At 46.1% G+C, this 15,477-nt stretch carries 15 protein-coding genes; 2 read left to right on the top strand and 13 right to left on the bottom strand.

The window, feature by feature from the left end:
* Positions 1-3: 3 nt before the first annotated feature.
* Together BAZ21_RS19235 and BAZ21_RS19230 are read right to left on the bottom strand one after the other, a co-directional pair.
* Positions 4-1,296 (bottom strand): homocysteine synthase, encoded by a 1,293-nt coding sequence (locus BAZ21_RS19235; RefSeq protein WP_068504146.1) that lies wholly within the window; start codon positions 1,294-1,296, stop codon positions 4-6.
* Between the two features lie 154 nt (positions 1,297-1,450).
* Positions 1,451-2,071 (bottom strand): flavin reductase family protein, encoded by a 621-nt coding sequence (locus BAZ21_RS19230; RefSeq protein ID WP_068504144.1) that lies wholly within the window; start codon positions 2,069-2,071, stop codon positions 1,451-1,453.
* Between the two features lie 113 nt (positions 2,072-2,184).
* On the opposite strand from BAZ21_RS19230, the gene BAZ21_RS19225 reads away from it, so the two are divergent.
* Positions 2,185-2,874 carry an ArsR/SmtB family transcription factor gene (locus BAZ21_RS19225; RefSeq protein WP_068504142.1) on the top strand — a complete coding sequence of 230 codons (690 nt, stop codon included), beginning with the start codon at positions 2,185-2,187 and terminating at the stop codon, positions 2,872-2,874.
* Positions 2,875-2,900: 26 nt separating this feature from the next.
* Here the strand turns inward: BAZ21_RS19225 and BAZ21_RS19220 are convergent, their stop codons facing one another.
* From BAZ21_RS19220 to BAZ21_RS19175, 10 genes are all read right to left on the bottom strand, one after another.
* The gene (locus BAZ21_RS19220; RefSeq protein ID WP_084011754.1) at positions 2,901-3,650 is read right to left on the bottom strand and encodes an SDR family NAD(P)-dependent oxidoreductase; all 750 of its coding nucleotides are present in this window, start codon (positions 3,648-3,650) and stop codon (positions 2,901-2,903) included.
* Positions 3,651-3,689: 39 nt separating this feature from the next.
* The gene (locus BAZ21_RS19215) at positions 3,690-4,148 is read right to left on the bottom strand and encodes a YhcH/YjgK/YiaL family protein (RefSeq protein WP_068504139.1); all 459 of its coding nucleotides are present in this window, start codon (positions 4,146-4,148) and stop codon (positions 3,690-3,692) included.
* Between the two features lie 27 nt (positions 4,149-4,175).
* The gene (locus BAZ21_RS19210; RefSeq protein WP_068504137.1) at positions 4,176-5,363 is read right to left on the bottom strand and encodes a sialidase family protein; all 1,188 of its coding nucleotides are present in this window, start codon (positions 5,361-5,363) and stop codon (positions 4,176-4,178) included.
* 18 nt (positions 5,364-5,381) lie between these two features.
* Positions 5,382-6,800 (bottom strand): sodium:solute symporter family protein, encoded by a 1,419-nt coding sequence (locus tag BAZ21_RS19205; protein ID WP_068504135.1) that lies wholly within the window; start codon positions 6,798-6,800, stop codon positions 5,382-5,384.
* A 119-nt stretch (positions 6,801-6,919) separates the two neighbouring features.
* Positions 6,920-7,915 carry a 4-hydroxythreonine-4-phosphate dehydrogenase PdxA gene (gene pdxA / locus BAZ21_RS19200; RefSeq protein WP_068504133.1) on the bottom strand — a complete coding sequence of 332 codons (996 nt, stop codon included), beginning with the start codon at positions 7,913-7,915 and terminating at the stop codon, positions 6,920-6,922.
* A 2-nt stretch (positions 7,916-7,917) separates the two neighbouring features.
* Positions 7,918-9,195, bottom strand: a complete 1,278-nt coding sequence (locus tag BAZ21_RS19195) for a four-carbon acid sugar kinase family protein (protein WP_068504131.1) — start codon at positions 9,193-9,195, stop codon at positions 7,918-7,920.
* 13 nt (positions 9,196-9,208) lie between these two features.
* Positions 9,209-10,378: an iron-containing alcohol dehydrogenase gene (locus BAZ21_RS19190; protein WP_068504128.1), complete on the bottom strand. Its 1,170-nt coding sequence runs from the start codon at positions 10,376-10,378 to the stop codon at positions 9,209-9,211.
* 10 nt (positions 10,379-10,388) lie between these two features.
* Positions 10,389-11,276: a 4-hydroxy-tetrahydrodipicolinate synthase gene (gene dapA / locus BAZ21_RS19185; protein ID WP_068504126.1), complete on the bottom strand. Its 888-nt coding sequence runs from the start codon at positions 11,274-11,276 to the stop codon at positions 10,389-10,391.
* Between the two features lie 238 nt (positions 11,277-11,514).
* A complete protein-coding gene (locus BAZ21_RS19180; RefSeq protein WP_068504125.1) occupies positions 11,515-13,254 on the bottom strand; it encodes a sigma-54-dependent transcriptional regulator in 1,740 nt (579 codons plus the stop codon).
* 51 nt (positions 13,255-13,305) lie between these two features.
* Positions 13,306-13,908 carry a dienelactone hydrolase family protein gene (locus BAZ21_RS19175; protein WP_068504123.1) on the bottom strand — a complete coding sequence of 201 codons (603 nt, stop codon included), beginning with the start codon at positions 13,906-13,908 and terminating at the stop codon, positions 13,306-13,308.
* A gap of 295 nt (positions 13,909-14,203) precedes the next feature.
* Between BAZ21_RS19175 and BAZ21_RS19170 the strand changes: the two genes are divergently transcribed.
* A complete protein-coding gene (locus BAZ21_RS19170; RefSeq protein WP_256021904.1) occupies positions 14,204-14,857 on the top strand; it encodes an acetylglutamate kinase in 654 nt (217 codons plus the stop codon).
* A gap of 216 nt (positions 14,858-15,073) precedes the next feature.
* Here the strand turns inward: BAZ21_RS19170 and BAZ21_RS19165 are convergent, their stop codons facing one another.
* Complete coding sequence (locus BAZ21_RS19165) at positions 15,074-15,301, bottom strand: hypothetical protein (RefSeq protein ID WP_373441562.1); 228 nt, start codon at positions 15,299-15,301, stop codon at positions 15,074-15,076.
* Positions 15,302-15,477: the final 176 nt, after the last annotated feature.

Here is a 15,477-nt window from a genome sequence, read left to right as displayed (position 1 = left end):
TGCCTACTGCTGACTGGCCGCGATCGCTTGCTCCAAATCGTACAAAATATCTTCAATCGCTTCTGTCCCAACGGATAGACGCAACAGCTCCGGTTTGACTCCGGCAGCAACCTGTTCCTCCGCACTAAGCTGCTGGTGCGTTGTGCTCGCCGGATGAATGATCAAAGACTTGGAATCGCCCACATTAGCCAGATGAGAAAATAGCTTCACATTCGCAATCAGCTTGCTTCCCGCCTGACTCCCGCCTTTGATGCCAAAGGTCAGAATCGCCCCTTGCCCTTTAGGCAAGTATTTTTGGGCTAACTCGTAGGATGGATGGCTTGGCAATCCAGAGTAGCTAACCCACTCCACATCCTTGTGGCTTTCGAGATATTGCGCTACCTTCAGTGCGTTCTGACTATGTCTCTCCAGCCGCAGATGGAGTGTCTCCAAGCCCTGCAGCAGCAGCCACGAGTTGAACGGTGAAATAGCCGCTCCCAGGTCGCGCAGCAATTGCACTCGCGCTTTGATAATATACGCGATGGGTCCCACCGCCTCGGTATACACAATCCCGTGGTAGCTTGGGTCCGGCTCGGTCAGTCCCGGGAAACGACCGCTCGCTTTCCAGTCAAATTTGCCGCTATCCACGATTACACCGCCAATGGATGTGCCGTGCCCACCGATAAATTTCGTTGCCGAATGCACAACAATATCCGCTCCATATTCGATAGGCCGCAACAAATATGGGCTTGGAAACGTGTTATCCACAATCAGCGGAATGCCATATTCGTGCGCAATTGCCGCCACAGCTTCCACATCCAGCACATTGCCCTGCGGGTTGCCAATCGTTTCAGCAAATATGGCCTTCGTTTTATCTGTAATGGCTTTGCGGAAGTTTTCCGGGTCATCCGAATCGACAAAATGCACCTTAATGCCCAATTTCGGCAGTGTGGTAGAAAATAGATTATATGTACCGCCATACAGGCTGGAGGCCGATACAATTTCATCTCCTGCTCCCGCAATGTTCAGGATGGAAAAGGAAATCGCTGCTGCTCCCGAAGCCGTCGCGAGCGCGCCAGCTCCTCCTTCCAGAGCTGCAATCCGTTGCTCGAACACATCCGTAGTCGGATTCATCAGACGCGTATAAATGTTGCCGAACTCTTTGAGTGAGAACAAATCAGCCGCATGCTCGACATCCCGAAATCCATACGAAGTCGTTTGATATAGCGGAACGGCACGAGCAAAAGTAGTAGGATCAATTTGTTGTCCGGCATGGACAGCGAGAGTTTCAAATGACAGCTTGCGTTCTTCTGACATGGTTATTTCCTCCCTTGTTATACGTGCTGTATGAATCGTCTCTTCCTGTATGCGTAGTCATGGATGATTTTTCAATCATTCTCGCACAAAAAGAACCATTTGGGAAGATAATTCTCATTATTCAGGTAGGATAAATTATTATTTTGCTGAATAATCAGGTTTCGGCTCGGAAGGTTTTGCCCAAATGCTCACCCAGACCGAAATAATGACGAAAATTATAGATGAGCGGGCTCCACTTTGCCGGATCAATATGATTCTCTCCGAGAATCATATCCTGGTGAACATGTACCTGCACAGCCTGGGTTTCGACGATCGCAAAATAAGGAGCATGTTCAGGTATGCGTATATCCCTCACCTCAGCTTCAATCTGAATAGGACATTCCCTGATTCGAGCGGGCTTGACCGACTTGGAGTCGACCAAAGTTAGTCCACTGATCGCATACTTATCCTTTTGATAGGTAAATCCGTTTTGCTCCTTTTCCGTCGGTACAGGATGTTTGCCGGTGTAGGGAGCCAAGCGCTCTACATTCTCCCACATGGAAGGTCCCGGAACGTTGATCGCACATTCAGGATGCCGTTTCATATTTTCAAACGCTTTTCCGCCTATTCCAATGCCTAGCACCAGGCAGTCACCCAATGCCCATGAGGAGGATATGGGGCTAATATTCGTCGTTCCATCCTCATTCAGCGTGTTGAGTAAAATCACAGGGGTGCCGTAATATAAAATACTTGGCTTAATCGTTTTCATGTCTTGATTATGATTCAATGGGTCCATCATCCCTTCTCCTTCTGTTCATATCCGCCTCCTTATTGTAAAATGTAAACATTTCAACCTTCATCGAAGTATGGATTACAGAAGTATGAGTTACAAAGGGGGATACCTGTGCCATGAGCACCAAATCAAACGTAGCCATGATTGCTTCTCTCGTAAGCGAGCCTTCCCGTGCTGCCATACTTACCGTTTTATTGGACGGCAGGTTCCATACGGCAAGCGAATTGGCCCATATGGCTGGTATTAAACCGCAAACTGCCAGCTTTCATTTATCTAAAATGACAGAGGCACAGGTCGTTACTGTGGAAAAACAAGGACGGCACCGCTATTTTGGCATACAAAATCCTGAAGTTGCCCGGGTGATGGAGTCACTTTTGTCCATAGCTCCGCCTGTTCAAATTAAATCGTTCAAGCAAGCCTCTGAAAACGAGGCCATTCGGCTGGCAAGAACCTGCTACGATCATCTTGCAGGTCATTTAGGCGTGCAGATCATGGATTCCTTGATTGAAAAGGGGATGCTTTCCGAGGGGCAGGACGCACTGCATGTCACTGAGAAAGGAGAGGCTTTCTTTGCAGATTTTCAGATTAACCTTACACAAATAAAACAAAGGCGCCGCTCCTTCTCCCATAAATGCCTGGATTGGAGTGAACGGCGCCACCATTTGGCCGGGGCCCTGGGGAGTGCCCTTTTGGACAGATTATTGACATTACACTGGATTGAACGCCTACCCACCAACCGGGCGATCCGCATTACAGCAGATGGTAAAAGGGGTTTTAAAGAGGTGTTTTCGATAGAGATCGGCTAGAGTTAGATAGGCTCTATGGAAAGCTATCAATTCATATAAGTGCCACCATTCATATTTATCGATTCCCCGGTTATAAAATCTGACATCTTCGAAGCTAAAAATAATACCGTATCAGCTACGTTTTCGGGAGTACCCAGCTTCCCAAGCGGTATCCGGGCGATGGCTTGCTGACGATATTCCTGTGTCCATTGTTTGCTCATATCGGTATCAATCGGACCCGGGCACACGGCATTTACGTAAATATTGTGCTTGGCCATCTCCAGCGCCAAATGCTGGGTTAAATAATTCACCCCTGCTTTAGATGCTCCGTACGACGGTGCCGCATTCCGATGAGGTGTTTTAGCAGTTGTAGAAGTCACATTCACAATTTTTCCATAATTTTTTTCGATCATATGGGGTAATACAGCCATGCACAAATATAACGTACCGTTCAGATTCACATCCAGCACCTTTTGCCAATCCTTTGTATCCATTTCCAAGGTCGAGGTACGCATGTTGATCCCGGCATTATTCACAAGGATATCTATACAACCAAAATGTTCAATAGCGGTATGGGCCACTTTATGGGCAGTCTCTTTATCCGAGACATCGCCTGTACAGATGACGCATGTCTGACCCAGCGCATTCACTTCCGCCGCCAGATCAAGCAGCAGGTCTTCGCGGGTCCCGTTAATAACGAGGGAGGCCCCCTGTTCGGCTAGTGTGAGTGCTATAGATCTGCCGATCCCTCTGCTGGCTCCGGTCACAACTGCTATACGCCCCTCCAAGAGCATCATGGGCCACTCCTCCCTTTCCATTTCTATGTTTTAACAAGGTTAAATTTTCACCTTAATAACCATTTTTTTGACGTGCTCGGTCTGGCCGGAACGAATGCATGCCTGATGGCCATCTTCGGGGAAAAACACAGCAAACTGACCTGCACCTAGCTGCAATGAACTGCCCGGACTCACTGAGGATTCGTAGTTGATCTTATCCTTATCCGCTACATAATCAGAACCCCCCGTGAGCTGGTCGAGCGGTGCATAATTAATTTGTTCCCTGCCTGACACTATATATTGGATGTCGATATATTCACGGTGACTTTCCCAGCGGCATTCAGCCTCGGGCTTAGTATCATACTCTTGCACCAACACATAAACCTGCTGACCGTCTATCTCATATTTCCCTTCTGCAAGCTCTGCCAGCGGCGTTTGCTGCAGAAATAAGAAAGCCTGCTCAAACCGCGGATGGATACGACGGTATCGCTCCTCCTGCTCTAATGTAGCCACAATCATAGGAACAACCTCCTTTGCTGCACGTGATTATCTGCTCTCTACAAATGGCTCGGTAATAACAACGTACTTGATGGCCTGTCGGAAGTAGGTAAATGCGATATGGATTTTCCCGTCTTTGGATTGCTTGATGGAAGGGTAGGAATATTCCCGATTTAGCTTTTCCCTGGAGTTATTCGTCATGGCATAGCCGTCCCCTACCTCAATATTTTTGACTTCCGACCAGGTGAGCCCGTTATCTTTGGAAATGGCAACGGTCATTGGCGCTCTCGGTGCTCCCCAGAAGGCTTGACGCTCCTCGGCTGCCGGGACAGTGACAGGCTCAACAACTGCTTCTTCCTCCTCATCTTCAATTTCATCATACAACGAAGCTCTACGCTCCATAGATTCATTCGCACTGATGTTATTAAAAACTAGCGCCAGATGGCCGTTGTCCAGTTTAGTAAATTGAATTGACGAATTGTTGTTGGGCAGTGAGGTCGGCTGCGGACTGCTCCATGTTCTTCCGTGGTCCACGGACTCACTTTGGTAGATATAATCAGCCCAGCGGCTGCGGAAAAGTGCAATCAGCCTGCCGTCATCCAATTTTTCGATATTCATATGGACACAACCCAAGCTATCCGGCACGCTGACCTCTATCCAGGTTCGACCTTGATCGGAGGAAATTTTCACCGCGCTCACATCTTTATTTCCCGTCCACTTCTCACCGGGATTCGTGTAGCAATACCAGATAGGCAACAGCCAGTCTCCATTATCCAGCACCGTGATCGGCTGTCTAATAAAAGTACCGGGCGTATCGAACAACGTACCGATATCCCCCCAAGTGTAACCCTCGTCCTCGGAGATCCGGTAACGGATAATTGCCGTGTCCTGGTTGCCGGATTTTTGCGCTGTATATAACAGCCACAGCTTGCCGTCAGGGGCGGAAAAGAGAACCGGATTCTGTTCCGAACGTGTCGGATCGTCAGATAATTTAACAGGCTCCGTCCACTCCTCCGCTCCTTTATTCAATCTGGAAAGATAGATAGAAATATCAGGAATCCCTTCCTGGGTCCCGGCAAACCATACGCATAACAAGTCGCCATTATCCAGAGGCAACAGATTGGCCGCATGATTTTGTACGGCATCCGAAGGAATAAAAGCGTCTTTACGATATGTTTCGTTGGCTGCCTGCGTAACTTTATAATGAAAGGCAGCTGTTTCCTGCTCGTTATTCATTTTGAATCCTCCCTGTTTCTAATTCTCGTTTATAATTTCCGTCTCAGGAGACTTTTCGCTTTGTTGGGGTTTACCGATGAACCGATCAATCAACATCACAATCAGCGGTGTCACAACAGCAATATACATATTATCGATTCCGTAAGGATCACCCAGCAAGTACCATATGGTTGTGCCTAAAGCGGACATGGAAAGCCCGATGGTTGCTCCACGATTGGAGCTGTACATTGGCAGGAAGAAGCCCATTCCCGCAACAACGGCAATCGATGCACGCAACGCGCGGGTAAAGAAGGAAAGAGACAGTAATTCCGGGGCAAAAGCCACGCCCAGCAACGGAATGATTCCTACCACAATACAGATGATCCGCGTCATTTTCAATTGCTTTTCCGGAGTAACCTCTTTCATTCTCGGGAGTACAAAATCGTCCATTAACAACGTTGTCGTTGAAAGTGCTACAGTAGACACGCCTACAAAAATGGAAGCTACCAGTGAAGTGGCGACAATCGCACTGAGTATCGGATTCATATGCTGCAAGAACACGGGAAACGCGTAAATCGGATCAATATCCGGGTACAAATAGCGCGCACATACACCGATGATGGATACAGCCAAACCCAGCGGAAGAAACAGCAGACCGGCATAGATGGTTGCACGCTTGGCCGCTTTGGCATTTTTGGCAGACGTAACGGCCTGAATAATAAATTGGGTTGAAAAGATCGCCCCCATCGTACCGATGATCCATGCGATAATTTTGCTCGTTCCGATGGTGCCGTCCCATGTAAAATAGTGTTCAGGCAGCGCGAGTTGCATCGGCTTCAAACCACCTGTCAAATACAGCGCAATAAAGGCAGTAAGCAAAATGCCCGCATATTTGAAGGCCGAGTGAATCATGGTGATCCATGCCACGCCCTTCATCCCGCCAAACGTAAAGTAGATGGTGCTGATAATCATCGTAATGATGGCGCAAGCCATAATCGGAATTCCCAAAATAGTAGAAATAGCCGCTGCCCCGCTCAGATAATTCCCTAAATTGACGACCAGCAGGGACACAATCATAATAATGGATACGACTGTTTTGGTGGATGCGCCAAACTTTTCACGCACGATTCCGGAAATGGTGTAATGGCCTGTATTATAAAACCTGCTGACCAGAAAGAAAGCGAATAGGAAAAAGCCGATAGATCCCGCCAAAAGTGACCATGAAGAAGCTATACCATGTGTAAATGCGGATTCTGCAGTGCCTATCGTCGATTTGGTTCCGATAAACTCGGACATCATCAAGACACCAACGACAATAGCGGGTAAAGATTTGGCTGCATTATTAAACTCAGAACTGGATTTACTACGCATTTTAAAAGTCAATATGGTTGTAAAAACGATATAGACAGCAATTACGATCAATATAAAAAGTACCGTACCTGCGCTTAAATTTTCCATCTGAAAGCTCCCTTCATGCTCCAAAATACTTAAAAAATAAATTATAAGCGCTTACATTTCCTGAAATGAACCGGCAACAGCCGGATCATCAGGTCCTATTCGCATCTCTTGCACTCGTATTATTTGGGAGATAGCTCTACAGCTGACGCTATGGCAGCCAGCATACTTCTTTCGTCAGCAACATTTTTGCCGGCAATATCAAATGCCGTACCATGATCCACCGAAGTGCGGATGAAACCGCCTTTTAGCCCGACTGTGATATTGACGCCTTCTTCCAGTCCCAGCACCTTGATCGGGACGTGCCCCTGGTCATGATAACAAGCGATAACGATATCGAAATCTCCACGTACAGCGCGGAAGAACAGTGTATCTGCCGGATGCGGGCCGCTGGCATTGATCCCTTCCTGTATCGCTCTTTCAATGCCCGGAATCAGTTTCTCTTCTTCTTCCCCTTCACCGAACAGACCGTTTTCCCCGGCATGCGGATTAATACCGCACACAGCAATCCGAGGGCTTTCATAGCCTGCCCGTACCAGCGTAGCATGCGCCAACCGAATGACATTGTAGGTTCGCTCTGGTGTGATGATATCAATTGCCTTTTTTAAACCCACATGAGTAGTCAAATGAATAACCTTGAGCTTGGGAGACGACAACATCATGGAGTAATTTTGGGTATCCGTCAGTTCGGCAAAAATTTCAGTGTGACCGGGATATAAATGGCCTCCTTTATGCAAGGCTTCTTTGTTTAACGGAGCCGTACACACGGCCTGCAATTGATTGGATAGAGCCAGTTCAACTGCCTTCTGGATAAATTGAAATGCCGCATCTCCCGCTTCTGCCGAAACCTCCCCTTGCTTCAGATGATCAGGCAGCAAATCCAGATCATAACAATCGATGACACCACGTGTAAATTGACATTCCTCTATACTGTTCACCTTGTTGAGCACAAGTGCTGCACCCGTCTGATCGATGGCCCGAAGCATGCTTTTGGCGTCTCCGATGACAACCGGGCTACACTGCTTATAGACCTGTTCATGCAGGAGTGCTTTGACGATAATCTCCGGTCCCACTCCTGCTGCATCCCCCATGGTAATACCGATAATTGGCTTGCCCACGCTTACACACCTCCTTGAAGTTTGACAATGACATTTTCCAAAGTCTTATCCGAACCAAAATTCCCCGCTTTTGTGACAACATACATTTGGTTGGCAATGGATTGGCCCAACAGCACACCCGGTTCCAGTTCCTCCACCAATTCAATCTCCTGGATATCCAAATGCTCTAATACCTGATATGCCGTATCACCACCTGTAAGAAATAATTTCTTGATTTCAAGCTCTTCCACCAATTTTTTGGTTAATATGCCCAGACTAGTGGAGATCGCGTCACTGATCTGAATAGGAGTCATACCTAGTTGTGCTCCCGTCTCTCTGGTTTCTTTCATGTTGTCGGACGCTACAATGACGACATTTTTACCGTTGGACAGGCCGATGGATGCTTCTCTGTGTACACGTTCCATCTCTTGTTGTCTTTCATGACCTTCTGTCAGTACCTTTTCCGAGCGAACCTCCACTCGGTGTGCACGTCCGCTATCCATCAGGTGTTGGAGCTGAGCACGTCCCATTTTACTAACACTTCCTATAACCAACAGAACAGGCTGTGCTGTAAGCTGAATCGGTTTGGCCATATGCTTCTCTTGAACCTGATAAGCTTTGGGTAGATGGTTCATCATACCAGCCGAGCCGACCCAGACAATTTTGTACGGCAGGGCTGTAATCGCCTTCACCAGCATCTCCAAATCCTGTTCAATTACAGAATCGGAAACAATATACGTAAGCCCCTGCTCTTTGAACGCGTGCAATTTCTGTGAAATATAAGCCTCGCCCTGATCCAGATCTGCTTTGGACAAATGGCCGACACGGTGGCCTGTTTGCTCTGCAATCAGGTCCACAACATCGGACTTCAATACAGGGGTCTTGGGGTCCCGGCTTACTTCGGTATGATGCAGCTTCTGGCCGTTCAAGTGGTGTATTCGTTCAATAATTTGACGGCCATTTTTGGGATAACCGGGAGCGATCATAACAAAATCGGGTCGTATGACCTCATACATGGCGTTCAGCTCCGTACCGATATTGCCACGCATCGTGCTATCAATTTTTTTATAAATAATGTCAAAAGATTGGGTGTTCACGTACGTGCTGATCTCTTTTACAATGGCTGATGCCTGATCTGCGGGAAGAGAGCGACTGACCGTGTTAAACACGACGGCATCATAATCCGTTTCTTCGGAAAAGACCGGATTAATCTGAACGGAAACGTTCATTCCGTAACGAACCAACTGTCCCCCGCAATCATTTGCACCTGTAAGATCGTCGGCGACAATGGCAATTCTCACATAAATCCTCCCTTTAAACGTCAATCAGTTTGCGATAAATCTGTTCTATATCCTCAAGACTCAGCACTTTGGGATTGTTGTTTAGCAGCCTCGTAACCTCGGAAGCTGACTGTGCCAAGGCTTTCAGATCCTTCTCCTGCACGCCGTACTCTTTTAGATCCTGCGGAATGTTCAGTTTTGCTGTCCATTCCCGGATTTGTTCGATAACGCGCAGAGCTGCGTCTTCCGGTGATAGTCCTGCTGTATCAATTCCCATCGGCTCGGCAACGAGTGTTAGCCTTTCCACACAATGGTCCATATTAAATTCCATTACATGCGGCAGCAGCATCGAATTGGCTACCCCGTGAGGAATACCATACTTGCCACCCAGCGGGTAAGCCAGAGCATGAACAGCCGCCGTGCCTGCGGCAGTAAGCGCCATTCCCCCATAGGTTGACCCCAGCAGCATTTTTTCACGGGCCGAGATAGAAGCACCATCCTCATAGGCTTCAATAATGCTGGAGGAAATCAGCCGGATGGATTCCAAAGCGAACATATCGCTAAAATAGTTGGCTTTATTCGATATAAATGACTCAATCGAATGGGTAAAGGCATCCATTCCGGTCGCCGCGGTGATCGGCTTCGGCAGTCCCAATGTCAGCACCGGGTCGAGAATGACCAGTTGCGGAAGCAGATAGGAGCTGACAATCCCGATTTTCAATTCCTGATCCGGGATGGTAACAATCGCATTGGGTGTAACCTCGGACCCTGTACCCGATGTGGTTGGAATCAAGACCGTCGGGATACCGGGACGCTCGACCAGATTCGTGCCCAGCATGTCTTTAATCCTTTTGTCATTGGTCATAAGCACGGATAAAATTTTGGTCGCATCCAGGACACTGCCACCACCCAAGCCGATGAGCAGTTCATATTTGTGCTCTGAAAAAGCCGCAAAGGTTTCTTCAATATTCTGCTCCGTCGGCTCCGGTAAAATGGAGGTGCATACATCGAACAAAATGCCCTTGTCCGTCAATTGCTGCTCTATACTGCCGGTGTAACCCATTTCCTGGAGTGCAGGCTGCGTCAGAATGAGCGCTCTTTGAATATGAGGATGAACCGCTGCCAGATGATCCGTCAGTTGTAATAATGTATTTTCACCAGCCAGAATACGGGCCGCCGTCTGAAATTGGTAAGTTGTTAGCATAGAGAGCCTCCTATTTGGATTGATAATATCTCACAGCCGCTTCTATTTGTTTTAGCGCTTCTCCTTTGGCCTCCTGAATAGGTGCTTTGGGCGGGCCTACCGGAATGCCGGATAATTCGACTGCTTTCTTTAATGAAGCGGGTATACTCGTCAGCCCGAATGTGTCACGCAAAGGTTGCAGTTCCTGCTGTGCGGCCTGTGCCTTGTCGTTATCTCCGGCCTTCCAGTGTTCGTAGATCGCCACGACCGTCTCCGGCAGCAGGTTGGCAGTAGCCGCCACGGCACCCGTGCCGCCCGCTTGAAGCGTTTGCAGAATAAGGGAATCCGTCCCTGCGATGACTGCAAAATTTTCATCACGTGTATGATCAATGTATTGCTTAATATTGTTAAAATCGCCGCTGCTGTCCTTGATGCCAATAATGTTCGGAACCTTGGCCAAACGAGCTACCGTTTCCGGAGTAAAGGAAAAACCTGTCTTGGAAGGGATGTTATATAGCAGTACCGGAATAGAGACCGAAGCGGCAACTTTTGTGTAGTGTTCCTCAACTTCCTCCTGCGTCGGAGGTATGAAGTAAGGTGTAATGACCGACAGGGCATCAACACCCAACTGCTCCATGGCCTGCGAAAGCTCAATCACTTCCCTGGTGCTATTGCCCCCGCTTCCCACCATGACAGGAACTCTACCGGCTGCTTCCTTCACTACAATTTCAGCTACTTTCAGCTTTTGTTCGGTCGTAAGCACATGAAACTCCCCGTTGGTGCCCAAGGCGAAAATTCCATGTACGTTCGCATCAATCAAACGATGAATGAGTTGTTTCAACACAGGCTCGTTCACTGCTTCTTCTTTCGTAAAAGGAGTCAATAAAGCGGGGTATATCCCCTCAAAGTTAAGTAGCATGTATATCCCCCTGACGAATGTTTGTTAAGCGTTTACAATGAAATTGTAATTCAACATGTTCTATTTAGCAACATAAATTTATTGGAATTCCAAAAATAAATTTTAACTGTTTCATAATGCAACATTTTTATTGCGTTGTTGACCCTTTTTCGCAATAAAATACCCCCTAAAGCCGTATTGGACGAATTTCCAATGAATTCGTTCCGGCTTTAGGGGGCTGCAAATATAGCATGGTATACTATTTTAATTTACGCCATAAGGTGGTCCGATTAATGCCTAGCCTTTTGGCGGTATTCGTCTGATTTTCGTTTTCCTCTATAAAGACCTTTCGGATGATGTCCTGTTCAATTTCCTCCAGCGTTCCCTGTAAATTTATTCCTGTCTCATACGTAGTGTCGACTGCATATATTTCAGTCTCCAGATCACGTGCTTCCACATATGCTGTATTCGTCTGCATGACACATTGGTATATTGTTCTGCGTAATTGATCCACATTGCCCGGCCACATGGATGCTCTAAGCAATTGTTCTGCCTCTGGCCGCAGCCCAACAATCTGCTTTCCGAATTTTTCATTGCATTCATGGATTAAAAGATTGGCAAGACGAATCATATCCTCGCCCCTCTCCTTCAAGTCCGGAATACGGATATGAAGCCGACCACAGAGTTCATATAATGGATAAAGAACGCTGTCTTCCTGAATATCGTTCTCGGGGGTTTTTGCCCAGGACGTAATCAGCCTGGCTTTGGGCGCAGAGTCAAGTAACCACTGCAGTAGCATCTTATGCTGTTCTGACGTAGTGCAATCTATATTTTTAATATATAGAGTTCCATCCGGTGGTATAGTATTTTCTTCAAATAAACAACTCCATTGCTGGTCTGAAATTTGCAAAGCATCCACGATCAGCAACGGCGCATGGTGACGTCGGCTTTTAAAATGGATGTATTCAGCTATCAATTCCTTTTCCGTGCCTACTCGCCCTTGAATCTCAAAATGTTCATCCATTTCGGACAGCTTCAGGGACTCATCGATTAATTTTTTCATGGGCTCTGACTTCACCATATCCATATGATTCATATAGGTCATATTCTTCTCAAATGGACGGATCATCGTAACTCCTTGTATTTCCCGAAACTTCACGTCACTGCTGCTTTTGATCTGGAAGCTGTACAGCATACGGTCCGATTGGTCTAGCCGCTCCCCCTCTACTTGCCAGCTATGCTGGTCTGTTCTGAATGTCCCTTGGAAAAAGCCCTTTTCCTTTAGTACAGAAAAAGCATTCTTTTCCTGGACCATCTGTTCGAAGGCTGCTGGATTCGGAGCAGAATTATTGGCAAATACAGATTTCCCGTTCTCGTCAAATACCACAAACCCGGTAGATGACTCCTTGACAACACGATGCGGAACTATAAATTCATCCTTCAATCTCTCCATCAATTCATGAATCTTCTTCGCATTCTGAAAAGCCTTTAGCACACTTTCTCTTCCTGATGTCAGGAGCACACCACTTAGTCCGAGTTGCTCAGCCTTGCCCACAGTCACTACATCACCGATAATCATTCTGTATCCCTCAGCTTTAAGGCGGACCAGTAATCCCTCAACGCTATCTTTATCCGTGACGTAAGTGGATATATCCATATCCATGACATCGCATACCGCAGCTGCACCGTGCGCAATTGGCGGAAAACCGACAATAGCTGTTTTTTCATTATAATTTTTAGTCAGTGTCAGCACCCGCAAAATATCGTAGCCCGAGATTTCAATCTCTACTACCGGCACCAAGACTTCCTTTTGTATCATCTCAGCCGTACCGCCTCTGCTGATGATCACATTTACACCGTCTGCAACAGCCTTTTTGGCCAATCTCAGTCCGGCCTGCAAATCCCCAACCTCTATTTCCAGGTCAAATTGTTCTTTTTCCGCCAGTTCGATCATCAATTCTTTTAATCCTTCATACGGTGCAATTGCCAATACTTTCATTTGGTTCACCCCAGTGCTCTCTCTTCTTCGCCTAACAGGTTATATTTGCTATTATCGTTCCTTTTTCTCGAAAAAAACCAGCATTTCGTTTAACGATTTTTGAGCTGAATGCGCATTATATCGTGGAGAATACGGGTCACTGAATCCATGTTGTCCGTTACATTGATATACCCTGACATTATGGTGATTATTTAAGGCTGAAATCAGCTCATCTACATCAAATGACGGTTCCTCCTGTGGGAAAAATAGCAGCGTTGGACATTGTGGGACCATCTCCAAATAATTTCGAATACGTGAGCCATAATATCCTACGATTCCATCGATACCTTTTTCTTCACTACACAGCCAGGCAATCGTTGCCCCTACACTAAACCCAACGATACATATTTTTTTATAGCGATCTCGAATACTTATTAATAAGCTTTTAATTTGAGATGAAGCGTGGGCAAAGCCTACATTTTCCACAAAATTAAGATAGGCAGCTTCTTCTTGTGAATAGTCGAAGGGGGTTTCTCTTCCCAGTAAGTCTGGACAAACAACGTCATAACCCTGATCCGATAATAATTTGCACATATGCTGTATATGCTGGTTAATCCCGTATATCTCGTGCAGCACAACGATTACGGTGTCCGACTTTTTATCCATGCTTATCATATTCCCTCCCCCCTCTTTATCGACCCATTTTCGCTAATAAATTTTCCTGCATGCCACCCTATCATTTGCAGCAATAATGCTTACAATAGGAACATTATATCGATTCCGAGCATGATGGTATATATTGTTTTGATAAATTCAAAAGATGCTGTCGCCACCTTCTCGGCCACCTCAGAAACCACGTTGTATGACTTTTTCTAAGGGACATTCACCCAACAATATGAGCTTGAATAATGTAGCACTAAATGCAGCCGCGATTAGCATCGAAATTTATCGATACGAGGAGTGAAGGAGTATGTACCCATATATAACAGGCGGATTTCTATATGTCGTAGAACCATGCGATTATAGCTGGCGTTCAGATCAAGCTGCACCTGCTTTTCCCATAACCAAGATGTCTCCATGTGTAAGCAAGGCAAAAGTTGAATTGAAAAGCTTCATGCGTATGCTGTGGGAACAACATATAGCCTGGACAAGGATGACCATCCTTAGCTTGGTCTTTCATTTGCCCGATGTGGACGTGGTAACCGCGCGGCTGCTTCAAAATGCTACAGATATGGGGAATTCACTTCGGCCTTTGTACGGTGATCAGGTAGCTCAAACATACGGCAACTTGATAAGAGAGCATTTGGTCATAGCTGCGGATCTTGTTAAAGCTGCCATAGCAGGATATCAAAATCTGGTTGCAGCCACTGAGAAAAAATGGTATTCCAACGCCGACGAAATTGCCGAGTTTTTAAGCCGCATCAATCCTTATTTACCAAAAGAAGAATTCAGGAAAATGTTCTACGAGCACCTAGCCTTAACCAAGGCGGAAGCAGTCGCCATGATCACCAAAGATTATAAAACAAGCATTCAAATATACGATAAAATTGAAGCACAAGCGTTAGAGATGGCTGATATGATCACTGATGCAATCGCTAAACAATTCCCTAACATATATATGTGAGCATTTATATTTTTCATAAGTCACAAGAGCGGTTTTAAATAAGCAATATATAGATCAAAACGGTTTAGTTTGTCTATGTCTTGTACTTTTGAGCGTTAGGAATTGAATTATGCAAAATGCTGATCTTAGCGCAAACGAACGAAAAATCCTAATAATGAAAAAATAACTCCGTACTGGCTATAAACCAGCGGAGTTATAAGATCATCCAGTGTTTTTTCATGATCCTAGGTCTACCCGAAATTCAAGCTGGTCTCGCCTAAACATTTTACCCGCAATCCTGACCGATTCCGGTGCAATCTCCTCTACGATTCCCCCATAATCCTCAAAGGTCACACGTAATTCCTCATCAACAGATACCACGTATACATGCGCCTGAACCAATGCAGATCCAAACAATTCCATATCTGTTTTCAATATTTTAAATGTGCGATTCAAAACGATCACCTCAATATTTCATTCGGTGAACAATATATAGTTTCCTTCTACGCTAGTCATTTCTGTGCATATTATCCCATGTTCCATCCAAATTTTAATGCCGAGTACCTTTATACATTATTGATGTTTACGTTCCACTTAAATAATTTAAATTCCATAATATTACTCATATTTGAAATAAAACC

Origin of the sequence: Paenibacillus kribbensis, from assembly GCF_001705305.1 — a bacterium.
Lineage (GTDB): Bacteria > Bacillota > Bacilli > Paenibacillales > Paenibacillaceae > Paenibacillus > Paenibacillus kribbensis_B.
This window is presented reverse-complemented; position numbering and strand designations above follow the sequence as displayed.

Bases quoted from the DNA above. Each gene is read 5' to 3' on its own strand.
- BAZ21_RS19205 (WP_068504135.1), bottom strand. From the start codon at position 6,800: ATGGAAAATTTAAGCGCAGGTACGGTACTTTTTATATTGATCGTAATT.
- BAZ21_RS19190 (WP_068504128.1), bottom strand. From the start codon at position 10,378: ATGCTAACAACTTACCAATTTCAGACGGCGGCCCGTATTCTGGCTGGT.
- BAZ21_RS19225 (WP_068504142.1), top strand. From the start codon at position 2,185: ATGAGCACCAAATCAAACGTAGCCATGATTGCTTCTCTCGTAAGCGAG.
- BAZ21_RS19175 (WP_068504123.1), bottom strand. From the start codon at position 13,908: ATGATAAGCATGGATAAAAAGTCGGACACCGTAATCGTTGTGCTGCAC.
- BAZ21_RS19220 (WP_084011754.1), bottom strand. From the start codon at position 3,650: ATGATGCTCTTGGAGGGGCGTATAGCAGTTGTGACCGGAGCCAGCAGA.
- BAZ21_RS19210 (WP_068504137.1), bottom strand. From the start codon at position 5,363: ATGAATAACGAGCAGGAAACAGCTGCCTTTCATTATAAAGTTACGCAG.
- BAZ21_RS19235 (WP_068504146.1), bottom strand. From the start codon at position 1,296: ATGTCAGAAGAACGCAAGCTGTCATTTGAAACTCTCGCTGTCCATGCC.
- BAZ21_RS19170 (WP_256021904.1), top strand. From the start codon at position 14,204: ATGTACCCATATATAACAGGCGGATTTCTATATGTCGTAGAACCATGC.
- BAZ21_RS19215 (WP_068504139.1), bottom strand. From the start codon at position 4,148: ATGATTGTGGCTACATTAGAGCAGGAGGAGCGATACCGTCGTATCCAT.
- BAZ21_RS19180 (WP_068504125.1), bottom strand. From the start codon at position 13,254: ATGAAAGTATTGGCAATTGCACCGTATGAAGGATTAAAAGAATTGATG.
- dapA (WP_068504126.1), bottom strand. From the start codon at position 11,276: ATGCTACTTAACTTTGAGGGGATATACCCCGCTTTATTGACTCCTTTT.
- BAZ21_RS19230 (WP_068504144.1), bottom strand. From the start codon at position 2,071: ATGGACCCATTGAATCATAATCAAGACATGAAAACGATTAAGCCAAGT.